Origin of the sequence: Kamptonema formosum PCC 10802 (assembly GCF_000332335.1) — a bacterium.
Taxonomy (GTDB): domain Bacteria; phylum Cyanobacteriota; class Cyanobacteriia; order Cyanobacteriales; family Oscillatoriaceae; genus Oscillatoria.
In genome coordinates, this window is record NZ_KB235948.1 from 2,369,122 (window position 1) to 2,395,941 (window position 26,820).

The 26,820-nt window shown below is 54.9% G+C and carries 14 protein-coding genes; 7 read left to right on the forward strand and 7 right to left on the reverse strand.

Annotation, left to right across the window (positions count from 1 at the left end):
• Nucleotides 1-8: 8 nt before the first annotated feature.
• Nucleotides 9-1,097, forward strand: coding sequence for a diguanylate cyclase domain-containing protein (locus OSC10802_RS0110035; protein ID WP_017716653.1), 1,089 nt, complete (start codon nt 9-11; stop codon nt 1,095-1,097).
• Between the two features lie 219 nt (nt 1,098-1,316).
• Here OSC10802_RS0110035 and OSC10802_RS44200 read toward each other — a convergent pair whose 3' ends face one another.
• The 3 genes from OSC10802_RS44200 to OSC10802_RS44205 form a co-directional block, all read right to left on the reverse strand.
• Complete coding sequence (locus OSC10802_RS44200; protein ID WP_071593298.1) at nt 1,317-4,937, reverse strand: PAS domain S-box protein; 3,621 nt, start codon at nt 4,935-4,937, stop codon at nt 1,317-1,319.
• Nucleotides 4,938-5,499: 562 nt separating this feature from the next.
• A complete protein-coding gene (locus tag OSC10802_RS39520) occupies nt 5,500-8,223 on the reverse strand; it encodes a PAS domain-containing sensor histidine kinase (protein WP_017716655.1) in 2,724 nt (907 codons plus the stop codon).
• 619 nt (nt 8,224-8,842) lie between these two features.
• Nucleotides 8,843-11,704, reverse strand: coding sequence for a PAS domain S-box protein (locus OSC10802_RS44205; protein ID WP_155967541.1), 2,862 nt, complete (start codon nt 11,702-11,704; stop codon nt 8,843-8,845).
• A 1,034-nt stretch (nt 11,705-12,738) separates the two neighbouring features.
• Here OSC10802_RS44205 and bchD point away from each other — a divergent pair.
• Nucleotides 12,739-14,826: a magnesium chelatase ATPase subunit D gene (gene bchD, locus OSC10802_RS0110060; RefSeq protein WP_017716658.1), complete on the forward strand. Its 2,088-nt coding sequence runs from the start codon at nt 12,739-12,741 to the stop codon at nt 14,824-14,826.
• A gap of 687 nt (nt 14,827-15,513) precedes the next feature.
• Here bchD and OSC10802_RS0110070 read toward each other — a convergent pair.
• The gene (locus OSC10802_RS0110070) at nt 15,514-16,695 is read right to left on the reverse strand and encodes an NAD(P)/FAD-dependent oxidoreductase (protein ID WP_017716660.1); all 1,182 of its coding nucleotides are present in this window, start codon (nt 16,693-16,695) and stop codon (nt 15,514-15,516) included.
• A 162-nt stretch (nt 16,696-16,857) separates the two neighbouring features.
• Nucleotides 16,858-17,535 (reverse strand): hypothetical protein, encoded by a 678-nt coding sequence (locus OSC10802_RS0110075; protein WP_017716661.1) that lies wholly within the window; start codon nt 17,533-17,535, stop codon nt 16,858-16,860.
• Nucleotides 17,536-18,379: 844 nt separating this feature from the next.
• Between OSC10802_RS0110075 and OSC10802_RS0110085 the strand changes: the two genes are divergently transcribed.
• From OSC10802_RS0110085 to OSC10802_RS0110100, 4 genes are all read left to right on the forward strand, one after another.
• Entirely contained in the window at nt 18,380-19,738 is a 1,359-nt protein-coding gene (locus OSC10802_RS0110085; RefSeq protein WP_017716662.1) for an FAD-binding oxidoreductase, read from the forward strand.
• A 208-nt stretch (nt 19,739-19,946) separates the two neighbouring features.
• Nucleotides 19,947-20,750, forward strand: coding sequence for a creatininase family protein (locus OSC10802_RS0110090; RefSeq protein ID WP_017716663.1), 804 nt, complete (start codon nt 19,947-19,949; stop codon nt 20,748-20,750).
• Nucleotides 20,751-20,951: 201 nt separating this feature from the next.
• Nucleotides 20,952-22,580 (forward strand): CocE/NonD family hydrolase, encoded by a 1,629-nt coding sequence (locus OSC10802_RS0110095; RefSeq protein ID WP_026098352.1) that lies wholly within the window; start codon nt 20,952-20,954, stop codon nt 22,578-22,580.
• Nucleotides 22,581-22,594: 14 nt separating this feature from the next.
• On the forward strand, nt 22,595-23,221 hold the full coding sequence (locus OSC10802_RS0110100; RefSeq protein WP_017716665.1) for a hypothetical protein: 627 nt from the start codon (nt 22,595-22,597) through the stop codon (nt 23,219-23,221).
• A 109-nt stretch (nt 23,222-23,330) separates the two neighbouring features.
• Here the strand turns inward: OSC10802_RS0110100 and fdxB are convergent, their stop codons facing one another.
• The gene (fdxB, locus tag OSC10802_RS0110105; protein ID WP_017716666.1) at nt 23,331-23,624 is read right to left on the reverse strand and encodes a ferredoxin III, nif-specific; all 294 of its coding nucleotides are present in this window, start codon (nt 23,622-23,624) and stop codon (nt 23,331-23,333) included.
• 596 nt (nt 23,625-24,220) lie between these two features.
• Between fdxB and OSC10802_RS0110115 the strand changes: the two genes are divergently transcribed.
• Complete coding sequence (locus OSC10802_RS0110115) at nt 24,221-24,823, forward strand: CBS domain-containing protein (RefSeq protein ID WP_198525092.1); 603 nt, start codon at nt 24,221-24,223, stop codon at nt 24,821-24,823.
• A 157-nt stretch (nt 24,824-24,980) separates the two neighbouring features.
• Here OSC10802_RS0110115 and modB read toward each other — a convergent pair whose 3' ends face one another.
• Nucleotides 24,981-26,810 (reverse strand): molybdate ABC transporter permease subunit, encoded by a 1,830-nt coding sequence (gene modB, locus OSC10802_RS0110120; RefSeq protein ID WP_017716669.1) that lies wholly within the window; start codon nt 26,808-26,810, stop codon nt 24,981-24,983.
• Between the last annotated feature and the right edge of the window lie 10 nt (nt 26,811-26,820).

A 26,820-nucleotide genomic window follows, 5' to 3' on the forward strand; every position in this document is an offset into this window, starting at 1 on the left:
TAAGAAGAATGAGTACAAAGCCAGCTGAAACACCAAAGGGCAAGATTCTAGTGGTTGACAACCAGCCCAATAACCTGCGTCTTTTGTCCGCGATTCTGGCCGCACAGGGATATAGGGTGCAAAAAGCGATTTCCGGAAAACTGGCATTGAAGGCGGCGCTCGCCGCCCATCCCGATTTGATTTTGCTCGACATCAACATGCCAGAAATGAATGGCTATGAAGTCTGCCTGCAGCTGAAAGCCTGCGCACAAACTTGCGATATCCCAGTAATTTTTATCAGCGGGTTAGATAATGTTGCGGACAAAGTGCAAGCCTTTAGGGTAGGGGGAACGGACTACATTACTAAACCGTTTCAGCTGGAAGAAGTCCTGGTTCGCGTAGAGAGCCAGCTGACTATCAGACGCCTGCAAATGAAGCTTCAGGAAAAAACTCGGCTGCTGGAGGAGCAAAATGAGAAGTTGCTCCAGGAGATTGAGAGCCGGCGCAGGGCTGAAGCAGCTTTACAGCAAGCGAACGAAAAATTGCTGCATTACGCTCGCTCAGACAATTTGACGGAAATTGCCAACCGGCGTCACTTTGATGAATACTTGCTGTTGGAGTGGTGTCGGGCAGAGCGAGAGCAACTCCCTCTCTCCTTGATTTTGTGCGATATTGATTATTTTAAAGCCTATAATGACACTTACGGGCACCTAGCTGGGGATGCTTGTTTGAAGCGGGTCGCCCAAGCCATTAGCCTGGGGGTCACTCGTCCCCAGGATTTGGTAGCGCGTTACGGAGGAGAAGAATTTGCCGCCATCCTGCCCAATACAAGTTTTCCGGAAGCTGTGCGGGTGGCGAGCGCCATCCACTTTCAGGTGCGGCAGCTGAAGATTCCCCACGCCCTATCTTCCGTGAGTAACTGGATTACACTCAGCCAAGGCATTTCCACCACAGTGCCGCGCGAGCGAGAATCCCCACAAGCACTGATTGCCAGCGCTGACAAGGCACTTTATAAAGCCAAGCAGCGCGGGCGCAATCAATACTGCGCGTCGGGCCCGATCTTGCCTAACCTGGGAACTCTTGAACACTCGCCAAACCATTATTTGTTCGACGAATAATACTCTAGCAATAGACAGTCAGTTTAGGACAGTGGGATAGGAAGTATAGGCCTTACGTCCTAATTTAAGTGCATACTGCTATAGCAGTATGCACTTAGGTTAGAACATTAGACCTTCAGGGCAGCCAGACGCTGGCCTACGTCTATATCCCAGTAGTAATATGGGTTAGGACAATAGGAGCAGGAGTGGGGGGTGCAAACGAGGCCGAAATGTACGCACCTAAGTGCCTACTGCTATATAATTTGCGTCAGTGATATCAGGGCGGCTGACATGCTGTTGCCGTACCGGAATCGCAATCACAAACTCCGCCCCCTGTCCGGGCGCTGCAAAACACGCCAGCGAACCGCAGTGTTTTTCCACCACAATCTGATAGCTAATCGACATCCCCAAGCCGGTGCCTTTCCCCACCGGCTTCGTGGTAAAGAAGGGGTCAAACAGGCGCACTCTCACGTCCTCCGCCATTCCCGGACCACTGTCAGCGATTTCGATCCGGACAAATTGATCGCTGGGGATTTTGGATTTTGTATTTTGTATTTTGGATGGATTGTTTTGCCCCGCGCCTCCGGGACCCTCCTCTATGGAAGTTCTAATCCGAATATAGGGAGATTGTTTTTCTTTCCCATGCCCGGTGCCCGATGCCCGATGCTCCATTTCCAAAGCATCAATGGCATTGGTGAGGATATTCATAAACACCTGATTCATCTGGCCGGCATAGCACTCCACCTCAGGCAGGTTGCCATACTCCTTAATCACTTCAATCGCTGGTCGCCCCCCTGTTTCTTTCAGCCGGTTTTGCAGCAATCTCAGCGTACTGTCAATGCCGGCGTGAATATCCACCGGCTTCATCGCCGCTTCATCCAAGCGCGAGAAATTGCGCAGCGAAAGCACAATATCGCGGATGCGCTCTGCGCCCATTTTCATAGAAGCCAGCAGTTTTGGCAAATCTCCCACCAAAAAATCCAGGTCGATTTCCTCCGCCAGCTCTTGAATCGCCGGTGCCGGCACAGGGTAGTATTCCTGGTACAGCTCCAGCAATTGCAGCAGGTCTTGGATATAAGTTACAGCCGGGTCAATATTCCCATAGATAAAACTCACGGGATTGTTGATTTCGTGCGCGACACCCGCCACCAGCTGCCCCAAAGACGACATTTTTTCACTGTGTACCAGCTGAGCCTGAGTGCGCTGGATTTCTTGCAGCGCTCCCTGGAGCTGATCGGCTCTCTCTCGCTCTCGCGCTTCCGATTCCCGCAAGGCTGACTCCGCTCGCACGCGCTCCGTAATTTCGGTGGCAACACCAATCAAGCCCACAACTTCACCGCTCTCACCCCACATGGGTGTGACGCGATTATCGTACACAGGGCCGCCCAGGTCTGCGCTAAAATTTACATCAGCACCTTTTCGCAAAACCTGGCGAATTGCTTCCAAAACGTTAGGCAAAAATTGATATAAGTCAAAAACTGACTGCCCCACTACTTCACCAGGCTGGAGTCCCATACCCTCTAACCCTTTGCCTTCGGAAAAGGTAAATATTCCCGTGCTGTCTATCCCGTAGAGGATAAGCGGCGCATTATTAATAACCGTCCACAGGCGCTGCTCACTTTCGCGCCGTGCCGCATCCGCCTCTATGCGGTGGGTAATGTCGATCGTCACGCCATCGCACAGAATATCTCCGCTGGCTTGTTTTTCCGCTCGCGCGATTGTTTGCACCCACTTTATGCGACCCGACGGCGTGAGGCAACGCCCCTCCCAGCTGACAGGCTGCAACGTCTGGGCTGAAAGTGCTATCGTCTTTTCAAGGCTTTGCCGGTCATCTGGATAAATTATCTCAAAAAGCAGCTCAGGATTCTGCCCAACTTCCTCTGGCTCCACTTCATAGAGGTCGCGACAGCCAGAACTGACATAAGGAAAACAGCGGGAACCATCCGCACGGAGGAGGAACTGGTAAATAATTCCCGGCACATTAGCCGCCAGCCTTTGCAACCTCGCCTCGCTATGCCGCAGCGCCTCCGAAGCTTGCTGGCGCTCTGCCATTTCCTCCTGCAGTTGCTGATTCGCCCGCGCCAGTTCCTCCGTCCGCTCTGCCACCAAATCTTCCAGGTGTTCTTGATACTTTCGCAACGCCTCCTCTGCCTGCTTGCGCCCGGTGATGTCCAGGACAGTTCCAAACAGCTGAATCACCTGCCCCTCACTGTTGAGAACGGGTTGCCCTTGACCCCAGACATACCGGACAGATCCGTCAGGGCGGACAATCCGATATTCAAATTCATAGGGTTTCCCTTCATAAAGACCTTGCCCGACTGTTTGTTCCCAGAATTGCCGGTCATCCGGATAAACCAGTTCTAGCTGTTCTGAGTAAGTCGGTTCAGGTCGATCTGGGTCAAGCCCATAAATTCGGAAGATTTCCTCTGACCAACTGATCTTCTGGGTGACGGCATCAAATTCCCAGCTGCCGCAGTGCGCCAGTTTTTGCGCCGCTGCCAGATTCGCTTCGCTCTTGCGCAGCGCTTCTTCCGCCCGCACGCGCGAGGTAATATCCATCACCAAGCCATCCCAAAGAATGTCGCCGTTGGCTTGCTTTTCCGGTCGGGAAGCGCCTCGCACCCACTTGATTTTCCCGGAAGGGGTGACGATCCGCCACTCCAAGTTCCACGGCTGCAAGGTGCGGGCTGATTCTGCAGTGGACTCAAACAGGGCAGGACGATCTTCGGGATGAATTAACTCATTTCTCTCATCTTCCAGCAGCACTTCTGGCTCATTTTCATAAAGATCCCGGCAGCCCGGACTGACGTAGGTCAGTGCGCCGACTCCATCCGCACTGAGCCGGTATTGATAAATCATTCCCGGCACATTAGCCGCCAGCTTTTGGAAGCGAGCCTCGCTCTCTCGCAAGGCTTGCTCTGTCTGTTTGGCGGGAGTGATGTCGCGAGCCACTGCATACAGTAACCCTTCCTCCAAAACAGGAATGGATGTCCACGCCAGCCACTTGTGCGAACCGTCTTTACAGCGATAGCGATTCTCAAAGCTGAGCGTAGCAGCGCCGGTGGAAAGCTTCTCCATTTCGTCGAGGGTGCGGCCTATGTCTTCGGGATGAACAGAATCCAGGAACGGTTTGGCCATCAGTTCTTCTGTCGTGTAGCCGAGGGTTTTTTCAAAGGCTGGGTTCACATGGCGGAAATAGCCGTCTAACCCGGCAATACAGAGCATCTCAAATGAAATATTAAAAAATCGCTCAACTTCTTTTTGCGCCTGCAGGAGAGCCGCAATTTCTTGTTGCAGCTCTTGCAAGGCGGCTGCCATGTCCGCACGGGTTGCCGCGCCGGCTTCCAGCAGTTTGTCAATCTTTTCTTCCAGGGTGCGGTTTCTCTGTGTCGCCAGGGTGCCGGCGGGCCCTCCTGCCGGCGCAAAGGGCGGTGCCTCTCCGGCCTGTGCCGGCGCAGCGATCAATTCTGCCAGCACCACCGCACCGCCAATTTCGCCGGTTCCCTCCCGCCAGGGAGTCGCTCTCCACCTCACCCTCACCGCTGAACCGTCGGGGCGAACCGTGTGCCCCCACCACTGCTGCTCCTCTCCGCCTAAACAGTTTTCATACCTCTCTCGCCAGCTTTCAGGCAGGTTGGGAAAGACTTCGCAATGGCGCAGCCCCGTCAGGGCTCGGTTTTCCAGTCCCCAGTCCTCCCGCCACCGCCGAGACGCCAGCAAATAGCGCATTTGCCGGTCAAACATGGCCACACCGGCAGGCATCCATTCCGCAAATAGGCGAAGTTGCTCGCAGCTGTTTGAGCCTGCTGTTTCTACTCGCTGAGACTTCGTTGTTGAAGATTTAATCTTTCGGGTCGCCATTACCTCTACCTTGTTCGATGGAGAATCCCCTTCCGGGGGGTATTCAGAGAGCTATCGGCCCAAATTGCAAATTATCAAGTTCTCCGCTATTTTATAACGGATCTTTTACAATTTGCAACTAAATTTCAATGGCCAGGGCCGCAGGGTGCGTTCTGCCGGCGCTCTCTGGAGCGGGCACTCCTGACGGCGGAACGCTGTTTGCTAGCGGTGAATTAACACGACTGCACGCCGGTCGATTTAAGCAAAGAGATTGGAGAAAAGACATTTTAGTTTCACAGTTTCCCGTTTTTCACCGTCAGATGTGTGAGAAGCCAAGCTCTGACTGGGTTTTAGCTAAAATCCCGCCGTTCGTAATGTAAAGTAATTAGCCGGATTGAAAAGTTGCCCCGCAGTCGGATACGTCGCGCATTGAATTTGCGCCGGCCTTCTGGGAGGCTCCGCCTCCGGTGGGGCGTTCCCAGGCGGAGGCTGGAAGGTGAACTCAAGCAATCTCGCGCACGGTCGGTGCTTTTTGTCAGCGGTGTGAGAGAAACCCGGTTTGTGGTCTTGCAACACCCGCCACCTAGCCGCGATTTGGCTGCCGCAGGGGAATTTCAATGACAAACTCCGCTCCCTTCCCCGGCGCAGAAACGCACCGCAAACTGCCGCCGTGTTTTTCCACAACAATTTCGTAACTAATCGCCAGCCCCAGACCGGTGCCCTTGCCGGCAGGTTTAGTGGTAAAGAAGGGGTTAAACAGGTTATTCGTGACTAATTCAGTCATGCCCGAACCGCTGTCGGCTATCGAAATCCGAGCGAATTGGGCATGGTTCACCGGGCATGGGGCATGGAGAACTGGGGATTTTTCTGCGTCTCGATGCGCGCTTCCCAGTCCCCCATTTGCCACTTCGGTGCGAATGGTGATAGTGCTGGGGCTGGCTTTAATTTCCGAGGCGGAGCGCTGCTCGTTCCACTCATCCAAAGCATCTATGGCATTAGACAGGATATTCATAAACACCTGGTTCATCTGACCGGCATAGCACTCCACCTTAGGCAAGTTGCCATAATCTTTAACAACTTGAATGCCGGAGTGTTCCGGTTTGGCTTTCAAGCGGTTTTGCAAGATCAGCAGCGTACTGTCAATGCCTTCATGAAGGTCCACCTCTTTCATATCCGCTTCATCCAGCCGCGAGAAGTTCCGCAGCGACAGAACAATATCGCGGATGCGATCTGCTCCCAGCTTCATAGAAGACAGCAGTTTTGGCAAGTCTTCCATAAGAAACTCCAAGTCAATCGCTTCCCTTTCCTGCTGAATTTCTGGTGCCGGCTCGGGATAAATTTCCTGGTACAGTTCCAGCAGTCTCAAGATGTCTTCGGTGTAGTCTTTTGCGTGAGTGAGGTTGCCAAAAATAAAGTTTACCGGGTTGTTAATTTCGTGAGCGACACCGGCAACCAGCTGCCCCAGAGAAGACATTTTCTCGCTCTGAATCAGCCTCGACTGGGTGCGCTGCAGTTCCAGCAAAGCCTCTTCGAGTTCCTGTCGCGCCTCCCGCTCGCGGGCCAGGCTCAGAGCCCGCTCCTCTTCCGCCCGCTTCTGGCCGTCAATGTCGGTGCAGGTGCCAAACCACCTGACAATCTGCCCTTCCCTGTCGCGGATGGGCAGCGCCCGACCGAGGTGCCAGCGATACTGTCCGTCCGCTCGCTTCAAGCGGTATTCGATTTGGTAAATCTCCCCCGTCCGCAAAGCTTGCGTCCAGAGGTCGAAGCACCGCTCGCTGTCCTCAGGGTGGAGTATCGACTGCCACCCCCAGCTCTCGCTTTGTTCCAGAGTCATGCCGGTGTAGTCAACCCAGCGCTGGTTGCAGTAGTCCAGATAGCCGTCCGGCAGGCTGCTCCACACCAGTTGCGGGATGGTTTCGGCGAGTGTGCGATAGCGCTGCTCGCTGGCTTCAGCAGAAGCGCGGGTGGCTTGTTCGAGCGCCAGCAGTTGGGCGCGTTCTGCCTCTGCCTGTTTGCGCGCGCTGATATCGCTGTTGATTTCCAAAAAGGCGCAAGGCTCGCCGGTTTCATCGCGCTGCAGCGTCCACCGGCTGCCCATTAGGATCTGGGCCCCATCCCGTTTGGTGTGAGTCAGCTCTCCCTCCCAGCGCCCCTGATGCCGGCACAGCTCCAGGACTTCCTCCAAGGGCTGCGGAAAGACAGTTTGCAAAAAGGTGTGGATGTATTTGCCGGTGACTTCTTCTTTCTTCCAGCCGTAAAGCCTTTCTGCGCCTTGATTCCAATAGGCGATCCGGTCGTCGAGAGTCCGAATCACAATGGCGTCACTGGCGAGGTCAATTATCTCCAGATGTTGGCGCAGGGCTGCCTCCGCCTCTTTGCGCTCGCTGATTTCGCGGTTTAAGGCAGCGTTGATCGCTCCCACCTCTTGCGCCCTTGCTTTTGCGCAAAGCGCCTGACGCAGGGCAAAGGTGAGGCACAAGGAGACTAGCAAGCCGGCAGCCAGCACCAATTCCGGCACCGGCGACTGTTGGGATGCCAGCAGCTCCGCACTGGGCCAGACGCGCACCCGCAACGTGATCCCATCCAGGGGGAACGATGTTTCCTCACCTGTGCCCGATGCGTTCTGCGGACTGTCGGAGTCGCGGCTGAATATTTTCGTTTGCCCCTCAAACACGCTCAGCCCGTATCCGGCGACAGTCTCGTCGCTCAAGATGGTTTGGAACAATCCCTCGGTGCGAAAGGACGCGAAGAGAAACCCGTCGAAGCTCCCTTTGTAGTACACGGGGATATAGACCCACAACTCTCTGCTGCCTTGTTCTGAAAGGGAGGGAACGGCGATCATATCCTTCCACTTGCCGGACTTGGGGGGTAATGCCTGCCGGTGCGACTCCGCCTCCGGGGCGACAATTCCAGGTCGTGAAACTGTCCAGCGGGGCTGTAACGAGGGCGCGAGCCACTGCACGGTTTGGCAGTTCGGGTAGAAATCGATGTACACTTCCGCACCGATTTTCCCCTGCCCCATCGTCGGCTGCCCCCGCTTCTCCCAGCGCTCGGCCATCTGCTGCAGCCCCCCAATGCGGGTGGCAAGCTGCCCTTGCACTTCGTTTCTGATCGCCTCGGTGGCTAACTTCACCTTGCCCTCAATCTGTGTGCGCTCCTGGAAGCTCGCTGCCTGCCAGAGCCCTAGGGTGGCCAGGAGGGCGCAGCCCCCCACTAGCAGCGGGGTAGCTCCCAGAACCCCTGGCAGCCGGCTCGTGCCGGTGCCCCCCCACTTCCCCCATCCCCAAGATATCTTCTCTGTTTTCATAGCCCGCTCAAGTCTGACGCCGTAGGACGATCTTGCCACAGTTGCCAGATAGTGCGGGCAACAACCGGCAAATTATTAATATTTTATTACAAAAAGTGCTAAATGTGTTTTGCTATGGTATAATGCGGCAATACAGAGGCGGAGATATTTTCAGTGAGTATTCACACTTACCCGAATTAAGCAAATTATTGCTGAACCCACGGCTCCTCCGCAGAAGCCGTGCGCATTGCCAGAGGGAACGCACCCAAAAAGCGCCACGGGTAGGGCAAGTGAGCGCGGTTGAGCAACCGCAAATTCTACAGGTGTGGCGTCCGTAAATTCACTTAAGTCCGGCCTCCGCAAATTCCGCAGATAAATCGGAGAAAGCAGGTTTCTTTTGGCTTCCCCCACGCAGAATTGGCCTGGACGGGAAGCGAAACCCTGGAGGCTCTGCCTGCTTTTTTCAATACGCATATTAAAAGCGTAACAGCTTACTTCCTATTGAGGATGCCCCCAACGCTAAAAACAATCTAACCCTTTAACAGAACTAAACATTAATTTGTGCAAAAAACGTGCGAGGGAACCGCCGGGGATGCCGGCGCGGGAGGAGGAGGAGGGCTTTCAGGCAAGTCCGAGACGGCTAACCGCCCAAGGGAAGTGCCGGCGCGCGCGCTGGCAGCCCTTGCTGGCGAATGGGAATTTCAATGACAAACTCCGTCCCCTGTCCCCGTGCGGAGAGGCAGGTCAGCTTGCCCTTGTGTTTGTCCACCACAATCTGGTAACTAATGGACAGCCCCAGACCCGTACCTTTCCCCACCGGCTTAGTGGTAAAGAACGGGTCAAATAGCCGGCGGCGCACATCCTCTGTCATCCCCGGACCGCTGTCAGAAATCGAAATCCGAACGAATTGGGAATTGGGCATGGGGTATGAAGCGCAGGGCGCAGAGGATTCTTCTCCCCGATGCCCGGTGCCCCATTCCCCATGCCCCACCTCGGTGCGAATTGTAATCGTGCGAGGCGCAGTTTGAGTTTCCAGCACATCAATTGCATTCGTCAGGATATTCATAAACACCTGATTCAGCTCACCGCCACAGCACTCCACCTCAGGCAGATTGCCATACGCCTTAATCACCTCAATTCCCGAATTCCCCGCCTTGCTTTTCAGCCGGTGCTGCAAAATCAGCAGAGTATTCTCAATTCCCTCGTGAATGTCCACCGGCTTGTACTTCGCTTCGTCATGGCGGGAGAAATTGCGCAGCGACAGAATAATCTCCCGGATGCGCGTAGCGCCGGCATGCATCGACTTCAGGAGTTTGGGCAAATCTTCCCTGACGAAATCAAGATCGAGTTCCTCAGAACGGGCGGAGATTTCCGCCGGCGGGTGCGGGCAGTGCTGCTGGTAGAGATTCACCAACTCCAGCAACTCTTGAATATACTGACTCGCGTAAATGAGATTGCCATAAATGAAATTCACCGGGTTATTAATTTCGTGAGCCAAACCGGCAACCAGCTGGCCGAGAGAAGACATTTTTTCCGTCTGGATCAGTTGGGTTTGGGTGCTTTGCAGCTGCCGCAGAGCGATTTCCAGCTGAGTCGCTTGCTGCTGCAGGGACGCGATTAACTGCGTCTTTTCCGCCTCTGACTGCCGCAAAGCTTCCTCTTTGAGCACCCGGTCAGTGATATCTTCCGAAGTCAGCAGGATTCCCACAACATTCCCCTCTCCGGAGTGGAGGGGGATTCTGTTCTTGTCCAGCCAAACTTGCTGGCCACCGGCTTGCATTTGCGATTCGATGACGTGATATTCCGGCGCATCCGCCTCCATGACTCGCCGGTCGCACTGGCGGAAATAAGCGGCCTGATCCGGCTCCCACCCCAAATCCCAGTCCGTCTTGCCAGCGATATCCTCTGGAGAGCGCAGCCCCGCAGCGCGGGCGAAATTGCGGTTGCACCCGAGATACGCCGAATCGCGATCCTTCCAGGCAATCAGCTGCGGGATATTGTCCATCACCAGCTGGAGCATTTCTTGGGAGTTGCGCAGCTGCTCCTCAATGCGCTTGCGCTCAGCAATCTCGCTGTGCAGCTGGGCGATCGCGTGCCTGAACGCCGCTGTCCGCGCCTCCACCTTAATTTCGAGCTCTTCATTCGCCTGCTTGAGCGCCTCCTGCGCCCGCCTGCGCTCGGTGACGTCCCGGACTGTACCGATCATGCGCACCGGCATTCCAGAGGCGTCGCGCACCACTTCCCCATTGCTGAGAATCCAGCGGCTGCTGCCATCGGGCCAGACAATGCGGGTTTCGATATTGTACTCTTCCCCCGCCTCAACGGCCATTGCGAAAGCCAGCATGGCGCGGCTGCGGTCCGAGGGGTGGACGAGGTTGAGATAGGCGAAGTAGGTGCCCGGCAACTCGCCTGCAGGCAAGCCAAACAGGGATTTGGCCCCCTCAGACCAAGTCATGTCGCCGGTGACAATGTCCCACTCCCACACACTCATGCGAGCCGCCGCCAGAGCCAGCTGCAGCCGCGCCTTTACAGAGGTGAGATGTTCCGTCTCCACCCGCAGCGCCTCCTGCGCTCGCACGCGAGCGGTGATGTCCTGAATCAGCGCCACGAAGTAATCGGCAGATCCGTCCGCCTTGCGGACGCACTGCGCCCCGATGCTGGCGTGGATAACCTGGCCATCTTTGCGGACAAACCGCTTCTCCAGGGAATAGCCATCAATCTCGCCGGCTAAAACCCGGTTGAACTGGGCCACATCCGCATCCAGATCCTCTGGATGCGTTAGCTCCACCCAAGTCATTTGTAACAGTTCTGGCCGGGAATAGCCCAAAATCTCGCACAGAGCGTCGTTGACTTCCAGCCAGCCAGAGTCTGGCTTGGCGATCGCCACGCCGATCAGCGACAGCTCGAAATACTTCCGGAATCGCTCCCCTGAAGAGCTTCTCGCCGCCTCCGCCTGTTTGCGCAAGCGTATCTCCTGTTTGAGCCGGGCGATGGTGCGCGTCAGCTTTGCCGTCCGTTTCTCCAGCAGTTTTTCTAACTCGCCGCGCCCCTTGTGCCCAACCAGCAGGCTGCCGGTGCTCTCACTCGGGGTGCCATCACTAGCTTGCGGCACCGGCTCAAAAGCGCTCTCCCGCACCGCTGCGTAAATCAGCTCCTCTTCCGGCACAGCTGCCGCATTCCACAGCAGCCTTTTGTAGGAGCCGTCAGCGCAGCGGTAGCGATTTTCAAAGGAAATTGTCTCCTCCGTGCCTGCCGCCAGTTTTTCTAGGGCCGCTGCGGTGGATTCTCGGTCTTCCGGATGCGCGAATTCAATCAGCGGTTTGAGCAGCAACTCGGAGCTGCTGAGCGACAGCGTTTTTTCCCACATCGGGTTGAGGCGCTTGAAATCGCCGCCGAACCCGGCCACACACAGCATCTCCTGCGACAGGCTGAAGAAGCGATCTGGCTGGGCTGCGCGATTTTGACGCTGATTCCTTCCATTTTTTAGTGCTTGGATTGCCATATTCTCCTTGCTTTTTAATTTGCCCGAATCCCCTGCGCCTTGGAACGCAACACCCACTCACTTTCAAAAAAATTGGATTTTTATTCCGAATAGATTTGTTTAATCTTCTTTTCTCTTTCTGGCAGTTGACCTGCCCTTTTTCACCCTGTGATGGCTCATCTTAATACACCTTAACAGATCCCAGTCACCTGCGCACCTCAGTGGCGCGTAAAAAATCGCGAAAAATCGCGAAAAATCCCGATTCAGAAGCGCTGCAGGCTGCAGCGCGAGTCCTATAAACTCATGAGAATTCCCTCCCTCACTCAACCCAAAATTATTTTCTCACCCCCTACCCCCATCCCTGCCGGCGGCACCCTCTCTGGCCTTCAGGGACTCGAAATCGCCAACTGAACACCCTGATGCTAGAACCGCGCCTCACTTCACCGCCATAGAGTTCCCCCAGCAATGGACAGCCCCCCACCCCCCCATTGCCGGCTGCCTCTCCCCCACGCCCTAGCGCTTGCCCCAGCCACCCTTCCCCTCCGGAATGGGAGCGCCTGCTGGCTGCCGCGCTGATTGGCCACCTTTACTGAATCCCATCATTTTTGTTTGATTCCTCATTCTTAGAGTCAAGATTGCGTAAGCTCCGAGAAAAATTAAATAAATATTAATCAGACGTAAAAGCTCATAGCCAGGGGCGGGGCGGCTTTCTCTGAGCGGGAAAGAATAGCACCTTGATTGTGAGGCGGGGGGAGCGGGTTGGGCTTTAGCCCAACTGCAAACAATGCCTGAGGGATTGAGACGCACCCGTTTGCTGCCGTACCGCTCTGGGGGAGAGGGGTGAGCGCTTTACTATGTTTGTATTATTGTTGATTTTTGATACCTTTTGTCAGGAGGCATTTAAAAATTCTTAATGTATAGCATTTAAAAAATTGCGAGGCCGGCTTTCTCAGCACGCCGGCTCGCCTATTGGGCGGCAGGCACTGCGGCGGGGCCGCCGGTGAGGTATCCTGAAGAAAACGGCCACTCACCCTCGAATACCCACACTGCCAACGATGCCCGCACCTGTTAGCGCGTCCACCACTGCATTTCCCCTGATCGCTGTTGTCGGTCAAGAAGCCATCAAACAAGCCCTGCTGCTGTCAGCGGTCGATCCGGGACTGGGAGGGGTGGCCATTTCCGGTCGTCGCGGCACCGCGAAATCCGTCATGGCACGCGCCGTGCACGCCTTACTGCCACCGATTGAAATTGTCAAGGGGTCTGTCAGCAACTGCGACCCCAACAAGCCCGAAGAGTGGGACGATTACACCCGCGCCCTCTACTGTCCGGACGAGAAATCAGAGGTTCCCACCGCCGGTGAGGTCCCCACGGAAGTCATCCCCGCACCCTTCGTGCAAATCCCCCTGGGCGTAACAGAAGACCGGCTCCTGGGTTCTGTGGATGTCGAGCAATCCGTCAGACGGGGCGAAACCATCTTCCAGCCCGGGCTGCTGGCAGCGGCGCACCGGGGCGTCCTCTACGTCGATGAAATAAACCTGCTCGACGACAACATCGCCAACCTGCTGCTGTCCGCACTCACAGAAGGGCGCAACCCGATCGAGCGCGAGGGCATCAGCTTCCAGCACCCCTGCAAACCCCTGCTGATCGCCACCTACAACCCCGAAGAAGGCCCGCTGCGGGAGCACTTGCTCGACCGGATTGCCATTGCCCTCTCCGCTGACGGCGTGCTGGGAATGGACGACCGGGTGCGAGCCGTGGAGCAAGCCCTCTCCTACGCCAGCTCCCCCCAAACCTTCCTCGAACAGTACGCCGAAGACACCGACACCCTCAAAACCCAGGTAATCCTGGCGCGGGAGTGGCTCAAGGAAGTCCGCATCACCGGCGAGCAAATCGCCTATCTCGTCGAAGAAGCCATTCGGGGAGGCGTCCAGGGACACCGCGCCGAACTGTTCGCCGTCCGCGTGGCCAAGGCAGCGGCAGCCCTGGAAGGGCGCACCGCCGTCAGCGCCGAGGATTTGCGCCGCGCTGTAGAGCTCGTTATCGTCCCCCGCGCCACCATTGTCCAGACGCCCCCCGAACAGCAGCCGCCGCCACCGCCGCCGCCACCGCCACCCCAGGATGACTCTGAGCAAGAGCAAGAGGAAGAGGAAGACAAAGAAAACCCCGAACCCCCGGAGGAACAGCAGGCGACTGTGCCGGAAGAGTTTCTTTTTGACCCGGAAGGGGTGCTTCTCGACGACTCCGTGCTCTACTTCGCGCAAATGGCCAGCCGGCGGGGCAAGTCCGGCAGCCGCAGCGTGATTTTCTCCGACGATCGGGGGCGCTACGTCAAGCCGGTGCTGCCCAAAGGTAAAGTGCGGCGAATTGCAGTGGATGCCACCCTGAGGGCGGCTGCGCCTTACCAAAAAGCCCGGCGCGAGAGACTCGCTCGCGAAACCGCAGAAATATCCCCAAATCCCCAAATCCCGGCACCCCCTCCCCGCCGGCGCGTTTTCGTCGAAGAAGGTGATGTCCGCGCCAAGCGTCTGGCCAGAAAAGCCGGTGCCCTAGTCGTGTTTGTGGTGGACGCCTCGGGCTCGATGGCGCTCAACCGCATGCAGTCCGCGAAGGGTGCGGTGATGCAGCTGCTGCAGGAAGCGTATCAAAGCCGCGACCAAGTGGCCCTGATTCCCTTCCGGGGCGAGCAAGCGGATGTGCTGCTGCCCCCCACTCGTTCCATCACCACCGCGCGCCGGCGTCTGGAACGGCTCCCCTGCGGCGGGGGCTCGCCTCTGGCCCACGGGCTGACTCAGGCGGTGCGCGTGGGTGTCAATGCCCAGCAGTCTGGGGATATTGGCCAGGTGGTGATTGTGGCGATTACCGACGGGCGGGGGAATATTCCCCTGGCGCGCTCTCTGGGCGAGCCGGTTGTGGATGGCGAAAAGCCGGATATTAAGGGGGAATTGCTGGAAATTGCCGCGAAGATTCGGGCGCTGGGTGTTCAGCTGCTGGTGATCGATACGGAGAATAAGTTTATTTCCACCGGCTTTGCCAAGGAACTGGCCAAAACTGCCGGTGGGAAATATTATCATTTGCCCAAGGCGACAGACCAGGCGATTGCGGCAATGGCCAAGGACGCGATTGCCGGTATGAAATCCCGGTAGGCACCTGGCCCAACAGCTAGAAACCCGGTTTCTTTGGGAAAGCTGTCAGCGTTACCCCTCACCCCCCAACCCCCTCTCCCACAAGGGGAGAGGGGGAGAATCCCCTCGTTCCCAGGCGGAGCCTGGGAACGCGCATCGGGAGGCTCTGACTTGAAAAGGTTCGTAGTTGGGCTTTAGCCCTACTGGATCGTCCGCCGCCCTTGCGAATTTTCATTGGTGGTGGTGTGCGCAGATCGTCGCGACTGCCTCCCCTGCCGGACAAGCAGCATTATTATTTTATCTTATCCGGAAGAAAGCATATATACAAAAACCGTCTAAAGTCGGGGTTTTGTGAAAATCATTTAATCGTAAGTTATCTCATTTAGTGTCCGGTGGACGAAAAATGGCCGCGAACTGGGGCTGATGGCCACCGGCAGGGGGCAATTGGGCCCCGAAAAGCAGACTGGCCGCACCGCTGCGGGGGCGAATTAGGGCAAATTTTGCAATATCCGGAAGAAAGCATATATACAAAACCGGTCTAAACTCGAGTATTTGTGAAAATCATTTAATCGGAAAATATATCAGTGACGCCAGAAACCCGGTTTCTTAAAGAAACCGGGTTTTTCACGTCTTCCGGGGGAGGGGGGACAGGCGGGACGCCTGTCCTACGCCTTCCGGGGGGGAGGGGGGAGGGGCGGGACGCCTGTCCTACGTCTGTCTTGCGGGGGAGAGCTGGGGGACAATCTCGTCGGTGCCGGTGGCGGCGAAGCGGGCAAATCGCCGCGCTAGAGGGGGGGCGAAGACTAGGGGACTGCTAAAACCGGAGAAGAGATGAATGCCCTGGAATCCGGGGATTTCTCCGATGAAGGGGAGCTGATCGGGACTGAATGCGACCGTGCACTGGTGCCAGGTTGCTGGGAGGTTGGCTAAAGCCGGCAAAATTTTGGCGATTTCAGTGCGCATTGCGGCTTCACTTTCGGCGGGGTCTACTGCAGGGTTGGGAAGGCTGGGGTTGGTTAAGGCTCGGCTGATCTGTCCGATTTTGATTCTGCCGTCTAGAAACTGAATTGCACCGGCATCGAGGATAGGCGGTGCCAATTCTCGATCGGGTCTGTCCCAAAGTTTTTCAGCGTCTGGGGTGCTGGCGCGGGTTTCTAATTGCAAGCGCTGGTTGCTCGCTGACATGACACAAGTTCGCAGGTGGGTGTGGACGGGGGGCGTTTCGAGAAGTTCAGTACAGGTAAAATAGACGCGCGTGTCGATACCGGCGGCTTTGAGGGTGGAGCGAGTCAGTCCGCCGGCGCAGATGGCGACGTTGGCGGCGCGAATGGTGCCGGTGGGAGTGGTGACGCCGGTGATGGAATTGCCCTCGCGCAGGAGTCCGGAAACGGGGGCAATTTGCATTGCGCCGCCGGCTCGGATAAAGGCTTGACAGTAGGCGCGCACGAGAGATTCTGGCTGGACGTGGCCGTGACGGGCGGCTAGAGCGCCGGCGATCGATTTGGGATTGAGTAGGGGTTCGAGATCGCAGGCTTCGCTGACGCTGAGCAATCGGGGCGGGATGGCGAAATTGGCAAAGCCAGCGGCAATTTGTTCCGGGTTTTCGCCGGCGGAAACTGTTAGTAAAAGGTCTAATTCGCGGAACAGGATATTGGCGTCTAATTCTTCGGAGAGGGCGCGCAGGAGCGCAATCCCTTCGGCGCTGACTTGGCGCGTCAGCTCTGTGGTGCCGGCCCAGTAGCCAACACCGGCATAACTGAGGCGAGTTGCGTTTTGCAGCGCTGGGTGTTGCTCTAATAGGAGGACAGAAAAGCCTTTCTTGGCTAATTCATAGCTGAGCGCCGCACCAGTGATGCCGGCTCCGACGACAGTCCAGTCGTATGTTTTCATCCTTATTGGCCAAAAGGGTTTTCTTGACCGTGCAATTATAGCAGTTTTCACGCCCCTGAAACCCGGTTTCTTTAAGAAACCGGGTTTCTCAGCATATACCCATAACCGAGTGCCGGTGTGGGGGATGGCTTGTTAGCCAGCCATCCTCCGGTGACTCATCTGCTAGATTTGGTACTGCTCCTGGCTGAACTGATTTTGCTCTCCAGTCAGCACGTCAGTACCGAATGACGGTGGCATATCCCACCGCAACTCAGCCAGCAGCAGCAAGGTGGATAGCATCACAGCTCCAGTGGTGAGAAACTGCCAAGCGCCAACGCAGGGCAAGATAGAGATACCGAGCAGGTGAACTAGACCGATAAAAATCATGGCTCGCGATTGCATTCCCAGTCCGGTAAACAAGTAGCCAAAGGCAATTAAACCCAGCCAAAAATCGCAGATGTGCATCAAAACTTCCCCCCAACCCAGGAAGATGCTCAGGTCGGTGATAGCCAGACCGCCCAGCATCAAAATTACCCAGCAATAGACTACCCAGCTGAGGCGTTCCACCCTCACCGAACACTGAGTCATTACTACCATCGCAACCGTACCGGCCAGGGTTACCGCTGACCACAAGATGGCTTGAACGCCCCAATTGAGGGGGAGAAACTGCGCCGTGCCAAAAATTACTGCTGAGAGCAGCCCCCAAAGGATGCAAGCTTGATCGAACTGGGTGTAGAATGTCGAATAGAGCTTAAGGTTTCCAATCTGCCAGTGAACGACTCGCACCCCGGGGAGACGCTGGATATCAATCGTAAGCGTTTTTTTGCGAAAAATTGGTGTGTAAGATTTGAAGAATCTCATCGCATGCATGGCCAAAGTAAGATTTATTTCGATTTACAATGCGGCACTGCCGTCCGAAATCTATGTCTATACTGGCTGCTTAAGACATTCTCCCCCAGCTATCAAAAGAGGTAAATTTGTCTCGCGGAAACTCTATCTATAGAAATAGAGGGCTCTGGAAATCTTTATTTTTTTATAACCTCGGGAGGCTGATTTAGCAATACCCTTAAGATTCCCGGTTCCTGGATTGAGGTTAACAATTACTTTAGAAATCAGCTCTCAGAGAATCCATTGCCGCCCTCTCCATCTTTAAGTGATATGGAACCCTGAGTAAAAATGAGGGAGCTGCGGTGTCACCGTGGGGGATGAACTGAACGCTGACGACTTTACTGTAGCTGCTGCCGGTGAAAGTTGCAGTGTTCCGCTATACCAATTAGGGAATAGGATGTGTTATAATTTTATGAGATGTCAGTCCGGACTGCCCAGAGAAACCCGGTTTCTTTAAGAAACCGGGTTTCTGGGCCATAGTTCATGCAACTGAGAAACGCTATATAGCACCAGCCAAATTGGGAACGGACATTAGATATTGAGGGTCGGAGGGAACGCCAAGCTTACGGATATACTTGGCAGGACCGGCATCTTGCTTCTCCGGAGGGGCGGGCTGAGTGATGGTTTGACGGTCAGTAAAGTTGGGGACTTTCAGGGAGCAGCTGTGGCGAAGGCACTCGGATAAAGTAGAGGCAAGGGCATCTGGCCTCTCGGCTTCGTGCCGGCGGCTGGGGATGGATGCAGCGCGGCTCCACCGGCTCTCAAAAATGCGCTACAATCTTTTCATCCAAAATCCAAAATAAAAACAAAAATGGTTATGGCGGCTACCCAAACAGCAGCAAGAGACTGGCAGGCGTTTCAAGATGCCTTAGCTGGGATAGAGGTGATTGCAGATCCCGCGCAAGTGGCTAAACTCTCAGGGGATTATCACACCTTTAGCCCGATTCTGACAGAAAAATTGTCGGGGAAAACGGGGGAAGTTGCGGTGCGCCCGAAGAACGAGGCGGAGGTGTTGCGGGTGGCGTCAGCTTGCGTTAAATTTAAGGTGCCGGTGACGGTGCGGGGTGCGGGAACCGGCAACTACGGACAGTGCGTTCCCCTGCAGGGCGGCGTGATTTTGGACATGACGCTCCTGCAGGAGATACGCTGGGTGAAACCGGCAATCGCCCGCGTGGGGGCGGGGGCGAAACTGGTGGCAATTGACAGGAAAGCGCGGGAAATTGGGTGGGAAATGCGCATGGTTCCCTCAACGTACCGCACGGCGACGATAGGCGGATTTATTGCCGGTGGGAGTGGCGGAATTGGTTCGGTAACATATGGGCAATTGCGCGATCGGGGCAATATCCTGGCCCTGCGCGTGGTGACAGTGGAGGAGGAACCCCGCACGATTGAATTGCGCGGCGATGAGGTTTACAAGGTGAACCACGCCTGGGGGTTGAATGGGATTATCACGGAGTTAGAAATGCCTCTGGCACCGGCTTATCCTTGGGCGGAGTTAATCGTCGCCTTTGACGATTTTATGGCAGCGGCTCGATTCGGTCAAGCCCTCAGCGATGCCGACGGGGTGATAAAAAAGCTGGTGTGCGTTTGCGCTGCGCCGATTCCTTCCTACTTTGCCGCTTTCAAGAATCAAATTCCAGCCGTTGCCAGCTGCGCTATACTGATGGTAGCAGAATCCTGTCTGGAATCTCTGCAGTGCTTAATCGCTGATTTTGGCGGCAATATTTGCTATCAAAAATCTGCTCAGGAAGCCAGCAAGGGCACGTCCGTGGCTGAATTTACTTGGAATCACACAACTTTGCACGCCCGCAGTGCCGATCCGTCCCTAACTTATTTGCAGACGCTGTTCCCAGCGGACAGGAGTCTGAAGCTGGTTGAGCAGATGTACCGCCACTTTGGCGATGAAGTGATGATGCACTTGGAATTTATCCGGGTGAGTGGGGCGGCAATTCCCGCCGGCTTGCAAATTGTCCGCTACACAACCGAGTCGCGCCTGAATGAGATTATTCGCTATCACGAAGAGTGCGGGGCGTTTATTGCCAACCCCCACACCTACATCATAGAAGATGGGGGGCGCAAGCGCATGGACCCGCAGCAGGTGAAATTTAAGGAAATGGTTGACCCCTACGGGCTGCTGAATCCTGGTAAAATGCGGACGTGGCTGGAGCGAGTTTAGGTTTGATCTGGGGGGAAGCGACAGGCATCGGTGTCAACTTAGAACTACCCGGCGATTGAAATCGCGGCTACACAAACGAAGTCCGCCTTCGCGGACTATAACAGTAGCGATATTGATTAGGAGATGACACCAACGATCGACATGTCGCCTCCCCACACTCTAATGGCAATGTCAGTCAAGAAACAAGGAAAAATCCCCAAGATATATGATGCACGGCTTTATTCCCCCAGAGCGCTTTTTTCCCTACCTGACTTGGACGGATATCCAGGCGATGCCGGATAAGGAAAATGTGACGATCGTCCAGCCGGTGGGCTCAATTGAACAGCACGGTCCGCACCTGCCGGTGATTGTGGATTCAGCGATTGGTGTGGCGGTGCTGGGAAAGGCGCTGCACAAACTAGATGCTTCTATCCCCGCTTATGCCCTGCCGCCGCTATATTATGGAAAATCGAACGAACACTGGCATTTTCCCGGCACAATTACGTTGAGCGCCGAGACGATGCTGGCAATGCTGGCGGAAATTGCTGACAGTGTTTACCGGGCGGGGTTTCGCAAACTGGTGCTGCTGAATTCCCACGGGGGGCAGCCGCAGGTGATGGAGATTGCGGCGCGGGACCTTCATGTTAAGTATGGCGATCTGTTGGTTTTTCCGCTGTTTGTGTGGCGAGTGCCTAATATTACGAAGGAATTGCTGGCACCAAAAGAGGCGGCGTTGGGCATCCACGCTGGGGATGCTGAGACGAGCCTGATGCTGTCTATTTTGCCAGAACAGGTTAATATGGAAGCGGCGGTGTGCGAGTACCCCGAGAGTTTGCCTGAAGACAGTCTTCTGAGTATGGAGGGCAAGTTGCCTTTTGCTTGGGTGACGCGAGATTTGTCTAAGAGTGGGGTTTTCGGCGATGCGACTGTGGCGACTAAGGAAAAGGGCGACCGGATTTTGGAATCTCTTTCTGATGGTTGGGTGCGGGTAATTGAGGATATTTATAAGTTCCGGCAGCCACAGGTTATGTAGGAAATTTCGAAGCTGGAGGCTCTGCCTCCAGAAAGTAGTTCCCTGGCTGAGCCAGGGAACGAGTAAAAGTCCCGTTCTTTTCTTAAGTCCGCGAAGGCGGACTTCGTTTGTATAGCCGCGATTTCCAATCGCCGGGAGCTGAAGTGTTGACTTTGATGAGGGGGATTTGGCAGTATTGAGGTGTGTGAATAGGGAGGTGCTATGCTGAAAGTAGGTCCGAAAGAAACGGCATCGATGCTCACTCGCGACGGGGTGCGCTTGGATGCAGATATTTATCGCCCCGACGCTGAGGGGAATTTTCCGGTGTTGCTGATGCGCCAGCCTTATGGGAGAGCGATCGCATCGACTGTGGTTTACGCTCACCCGCGATGGTACGCCGCCCAGGGCTATATTGTGGTGATTCAGGATGTGCGGGGGCGCGGCACTTCTGAGGGGGAATTTAAATTATTCGCCAGTGAGGTTGAGGATGGGTTTGACACTGTTGCTTGGGCTGCCGGTTTGCCGGGAAGCACCGGCGATGTGGGGATGTATGGGTTTTCTTACCAGGGCATGACTCAGCTGTACGCTGCTTCCTCCCGCGCGCCGGCGCTAAAAGCTATCTGCCCGGCGATGATTGCCTGGGATTTGTATGCGGATTGGGCTTATGAGGGGGGAGCGTTCTGCCTGCAAGCGAATCTGGGTTGGGCGATTCAGCTGGCGGCAGAAACAGCTCGTTTGCGAGGGGATGAAGACGCCTATCTCGCTCTGTTTAATTCCTCTCGCAATCTGCCACTTTATGACAGGATGCCGGCCAGTCCAGACCTGTTGCGAAAATTAGCGCCTGATTCATTTTATCACGAGTGGTTGGAGAATTGCCAAGATGGGGAATACTGGCAGAAACTTTCCCCAAATATGGCCGGGGTGGATATGCCGGCGCTTCATATCGGGGGGTGGTTCGACACTTACTTGCGCGGCACTCTGCGTTTCTATAAAGAAATGGCAAATCGCAGCGCTTTTCCGCAGCGCCTTATCATTGGCCCTTGGGCGCATTTGCCTTGGGGTCGCAAGGTGGGTGCGGCGGATTTTGGCTCAGAGGCGGCTACTCCTGTTGATGAGCTGCAGGTGCGCTGGTTCGATCAGTTTCTTAAAGGTGCGGATGCGGGGTTGCTGGATGAGCCGCCCATTTCTCTATTCGAGATGGGCAGCAATCAGTGGCGCTACTTTGATAACTGGCCGGTTTATAACCACAAATCCTATTATTTCTCAAGTACAGGGCTTGCCTGTTTGAGGGAAGATGAGGGCGCTCTGACAGAAAGTTTGCCAGAAACTTGCCCTGAGGATCTGTTTGTGCATGACCCTTGGCGACCGGTTCCTTCTCTAGGCGGTCATGCGGCAATTCCTGCTGGGTCATTTGACCGTTCTGCTATTGACTGTCGCGCGGATGTTTTGACTTATACGTCTGAAACGCTGGCGGAAGATTTGCATCTGGCAGGGGAGGTTGCGGTAGAAATTTGGTGTGAAGCTGACGCGCCGAGTTTTGACTTGTGCGCGGTGCTGTCTGAGGTGAAACCTGACGGCAGTGTTTGGAATTTCACTCAGGGGTATTTGCGCGTCAATCCGGGTGAGGATAGCGATCCGTTGCTGATTTCTCTGCAATCAACTTGCGTGAGGGTTGCTAGGGGAAATGCTTTGCGCCTCAGTTTGAGTGCGGCTTGTTTTCCTGCTTATGCGGTGAATTCGGGAACGGGTTTAAGTGCGGGAAAATCGCGTTTGATTGACGCTCGGATTATTACGCTGACTGTCAGCTGCGGGGGGGAATTTCCGTCGCAAGTTTTGCTGCCGGTGGTTTGATAAGCTGTTAGGCGTTGTACCCGAATGCCAGACCGCTTATTGGGCTAAAGCCCAACTACAAACCTGCTGGGCTGAAGCCCAACTACAAACCTATTGGGCTAAAGCCCAACTACAAACCTATTGGGCTAAAGCCCAACTACAAACCTATTGGGCTGAAGCCCAACTACAAACCTATTGGGCTGAAGCCCAACTACAAACCTGCTGGGCTGAAGCCCAACTACAAACCTGCTGGGCTGAAGCCCAACTACAAACCTATTGGGCTGAAGCCCAACTACAAACCTGCTGGGCTGAAGCCCAACTACAAACCTGCTGGGCTGAAGCCCAACTACAAACCTATTGGGCTGAAGCCCAACTACAAACCTATTGGGCTGAAGCCCAACTACAAACCTGCTGGGCTGAAGCCCAACTACAAACCTATTGGGCTGAAGCCCAACTACAAACCTATTGGGCTGAAGCCCAACTACAAACCTATTGGGCTGAAGCCCAACTACAAACCTATTGGGCTGAAGCCCAACTACAAACCTATTGGGCTGAAGCCCAACTACAAACATTTTCAAGTCAGCATTTTAATTAATTGTTTAACCGGATATTTTTTTATATTAAATGACGTTAAAAAGCCAGAGCCGTGCCGGCAGAGTTAAGTCTGCCGGCACCATGCGTCCGCAGCGGATTAAAGAAAAAAGTGGCCAGAAACCCGGTTTCTTTGAGAAACCGGGTTTCTGCGTTTTCACCGGCGCTGGCGGAACCGGCTCATACAGGTAAAGCGGCATGGGTGTAACAGTTTTTGGGACAAACCCTCGAACAAGCCTGACAGCCAATACAGTAGTCTGGGTTGACGACGGTCATCACCTTGCGCTCAATTTCCTCCTCTTCTTCGTTCTCCACAAATTCCCCATCCTCGTTGAGCGCCCGCAGCAACAGCACGTCGCGGCCACACACTTTAAAGCATCTGCCACACCCGATACATTTGTTTTGGTTAATGGCCTGAACAAATTGGGGTATCCAAGTTTCGCCCGAGCGAGTCAGTCCAGTTAGCGTTGCCATGATTGAATTTCCTTCGATTGCGGTTTTTACTGCTTTTTGTCTCTCACCTATACTAACGTATCACGCCAGCTTTGTGCGTGAAGAAATGTTGCAAAATTTGGCGGATATTGAGAATTTTTGCTATTAAACGCCGGCGCAGTTTGTTTATCTTTTTGTAAAGCGAGTGCGGTCACAAAGCGCGGATTTTTGCTGCAAAACTTTACGAAAAAAGTTGCACAATTCGGGAGAGGTGTGATATTCTGAAAGAGTGAATGAATTGTTGCCAATTACACCGATATAAATCCCAGGCGATTGTAGAATTCAATAGGGATACGCACTTTAAAACTGGCCTGCGCCACCCCTAAGATGGGGGGACAAAGGGGAGAACCCCAGATGGGACGGGTCGAGAGAGAGGCGGAAGTCCTATTTAAGCAAAACAGCCCACTTTCTCGGGTGGGAGATGAATTCAAGAAATCTGTCTGGTCTCAGTTTCCACCGGCAGCGACTCAAGTAGAGCGACCCGAAGGTTGCTAAATGGATTCGCTGGTGTGGGAGAAGGGCAGCAATTTATAAAGAGGTTGATTTTCACTGAAAAACAACAAAAGGATTTGGTAATTATGAAAGCCAAAGACATTATGACTGAAGACGTGGCCACTATTCGCGGTTCTGCTACTGTGGCGGAAGCGGTAAGGCTGATGAAGCTGAAGGAATTGCGGGCTTTGGTTGTGGAGCCCCGCAACGAAAATGACGCTTACGGGATCGTGACCGAAACGGATATTGTGTACAAGGTAGCGGCCTACGGGAAAGATCCGAAAGATGTGCGGGTCTGCGAAATTATGACCAAACCTTGTATCGTGGTGAATCCGGATCTGGCTGTGGAATATGTGGCGCGGCTGTTCGCCAACACCGGCATCCGGCGGGCCCCGGTGATCCAAGGCGATCTGCTGGGCATCATTTCTGTTACCGACATTCTCACGAAAAGTGACTTCACAGAAAATCCCAAACTCTTGTTCCTGGAAAAAGAACTCCAGAAGGCCATCTCCAACGCTCGCTCCCTCTCTGCTAGCCAAGGGACTAATTCTAAAGAAGCTGCTGAAGCTTGGGATCAGGTAGCGGAAATTGAAGCGGAAGCCGTGAGCTTGGGAGCGCAAAAACCGGCAAAATCAGCGGTTGAGCAATTCCGCGAAGAGCAACAAGCCGAGCCGGTGGCGGTTGGCTAAACCGATCTCTCGCTCTACTGATTGACCCGCTAGGGGAGGGCGACCGCAAAGGTCGCCCTTAGAGCTGATTTAGACAGTTATTGTTAAGCCGGTTCAGAAACCGTGTTTCTTGAAGAAACTCGGTTTGTTGAGGCTTTCCTTTGTTTTTGTAAATGGACTATTCTCGCAGGAGAAGCAGTCGCAATGGATGGATATGAATGTGCCAAGGGAAGGGGCGGTCTTTGAGAGCCGCCCATTTTTCTTTGAAGACTTCCGCTTGCAAGTGGTAGTCTCGGTCGCTCTCCGGAGGAGCGTGCAGTTTCAGATAAAGCGTCATCCGGTGGGGTGTTTCGCTCGTGGCCACTAGCCAGCAGGGGAAAGTATTTTCCTGACTGGCGTCGTTCGGGAAGCTCAGCTGGTGGGCGCGAATTCCCACGCAGCTGAGATCCTCCGGAATCGGTTCGAGAACTTGCAGGGTGCAGCCCCAGTCGGTGGCCTCTATCTGCTGGGTGCCGGTGGCGGCAGCGCCAGAAAAATTTTTACACCCTGTTAGTTGGGCAACGCTAAACGTGGGAGGTTTTTCAAAAATGTTGTGTTTGGAACCGCAAACAACTGCTTTGCCGCGCTCAATCACTAAGAGATTTTGGCAAACCCGGTAAGCTTCTTCCAGATTGTGGGTCACAAAAAGGGTGACGCCCCGGTAAGTCGCTAGCAGGGAAATCAGTTGCTTTTCCAGCTGGCTGCGCAGGTGGGTGTCCAGTGCGGAAAACGGCTCATCTAGCAACACTGCTTCTGGCTGGCTGGCTAGGGCTCTCGCCAGGGCAACTCGCTGCTGCTGGCCGCCAGAAAGTTGGTGAGGGTAGCGGTTTTCTAATCCCTGCAACTGGAAGGCAGCCAGTTGGGTTTCTACCTCCTGGTTGACGCTGGACGCCGGTCGGCCTCTGGGCAAGCCGAAGGCAATATTTTGTGCCACGGTTAGGTGAGGGAAGAGGGCGTAGTTTTGAAATAAAAAGCCAATGCGGCGCTCGCGAGAGGGCAGGTTCATTCCCTGTTCCGAGTCAAACAGCACGCGCCCGTTCAAGACAATTTTCCCCCGGCGGGGCGTTTCCAAACCGGCAATGCAGCGCAAAGTCATGCTCTTTCCCGAACCGGAAGCGCCCAAAAGTCCCAGCACCTCCCCCTCCGCACTCAGGGAAACATCCAGAGGAAAGCAGGGGAGTGGCTTTTCAATGTCCGCGAACAGCCCTATTTCGGAAGGCGTTCGGTTGCCTCTGGAGGGCATTTGGGGCGCTGCCGGTGGCTGTCTCTCCGTGAGGGCGATCGCATCTCCTGGTGCGCCGGCAGCCAAGCGCCGCCCGGATGCAGACCAGTAATTGACGGCAGCCAGCACGCTGAGAGAAATCCCCAGGATAATCGCCACCCAGATGGAAGCTTGCTTCATGTCACCGGCTTCCACGGCAAAATAGATTGCCATTGGCACAGTTTGGGTCTGTCCGGGAATATTGCCGGCGAGCATCAGCGTCGCGCCGAATTCCCCCAGCCCGCGCGTAAATGCTAAAATTGCCCCCGCCACAATTCCAGGGTACGCCAGCGGCACCATCACTCGCCAAAAAACAGTCCATTCTGACGCCCCCAAAGTGCGGGCGGCGTGCAAGAGAGTGGGGTCGATTTGCTCAAAGGCTCCCAGAGCTGTTTTGTACATCAGCGGGAAGGCTACAACTGTGGCGGCAATCACTGTTGCCGGCCACGAAAAAATTACAGTTAATCCGAATTGCAGCAAAAACTGGCCAACCGGCCCATTTCTGCCGAACAGCAACAGCAACAAAAACCCCAGCACTGTTGGCGGCAACACCAGGGGGGCGATGAAAAGTCCCTCAATTATTGCTTTGCCTTTGATGCGAGTTCCCTGCATCCACCGCGCGGCGGCAATCCCCAGAAAGAAGGTGATTGCAGTCGCCAGCGCTGCCGACTTCAGGGAGATCCATAAAGGTGAAAAGTCAAAAGTCATGGAGTTGAAA

What these genes read in the sequence shown, in the direction of transcription:
- bchD (WP_017716658.1), top strand. Translation starts at nt 12,739, where the DNA reads ATGCCCGCACCTGTTAGCGCGTCCACCACTGCATTTCCCCTGATCGCT.
- OSC10802_RS0110090 (WP_017716663.1), top strand. Translation starts at nt 19,947, where the DNA reads ATGCACGGCTTTATTCCCCCAGAGCGCTTTTTTCCCTACCTGACTTGG.
- OSC10802_RS0110085 (WP_017716662.1), top strand. Translation starts at nt 18,380, where the DNA reads ATGGCGGCTACCCAAACAGCAGCAAGAGACTGGCAGGCGTTTCAAGAT.
- OSC10802_RS0110115 (WP_198525092.1), top strand. Translation starts at nt 24,221, where the DNA reads ATGAAAGCCAAAGACATTATGACTGAAGACGTGGCCACTATTCGCGGT.
- modB (WP_017716669.1), bottom strand. Translation starts at nt 26,810, where the DNA reads ATGACTTTTGACTTTTCACCTTTATGGATCTCCCTGAAGTCGGCAGCG.
- OSC10802_RS0110075 (WP_017716661.1), bottom strand. Translation starts at nt 17,535, where the DNA reads ATGAGATTCTTCAAATCTTACACACCAATTTTTCGCAAAAAAACGCTT.
- fdxB (WP_017716666.1), bottom strand. Translation starts at nt 23,624, where the DNA reads ATGGCAACGCTAACTGGACTGACTCGCTCGGGCGAAACTTGGATACCC.
- OSC10802_RS44205 (WP_155967541.1), bottom strand. Translation starts at nt 11,704, where the DNA reads ATGGCAATCCAAGCACTAAAAAATGGAAGGAATCAGCGTCAAAATCGC.
- OSC10802_RS0110070 (WP_017716660.1), bottom strand. Translation starts at nt 16,695, where the DNA reads ATGAAAACATACGACTGGACTGTCGTCGGAGCCGGCATCACTGGTGCG.
- OSC10802_RS0110095 (WP_026098352.1), top strand. Translation starts at nt 20,952, where the DNA reads ATGCTGAAAGTAGGTCCGAAAGAAACGGCATCGATGCTCACTCGCGAC.
- OSC10802_RS39520 (WP_017716655.1), bottom strand. Translation starts at nt 8,223, where the DNA reads ATGAAAACAGAGAAGATATCTTGGGGATGGGGGAAGTGGGGGGGCACC.
- OSC10802_RS0110035 (WP_017716653.1), top strand. Translation starts at nt 9, where the DNA reads ATGAGTACAAAGCCAGCTGAAACACCAAAGGGCAAGATTCTAGTGGTT.
- OSC10802_RS44200 (WP_071593298.1), bottom strand. Translation starts at nt 4,937, where the DNA reads ATGGCGACCCGAAAGATTAAATCTTCAACAACGAAGTCTCAGCGAGTA.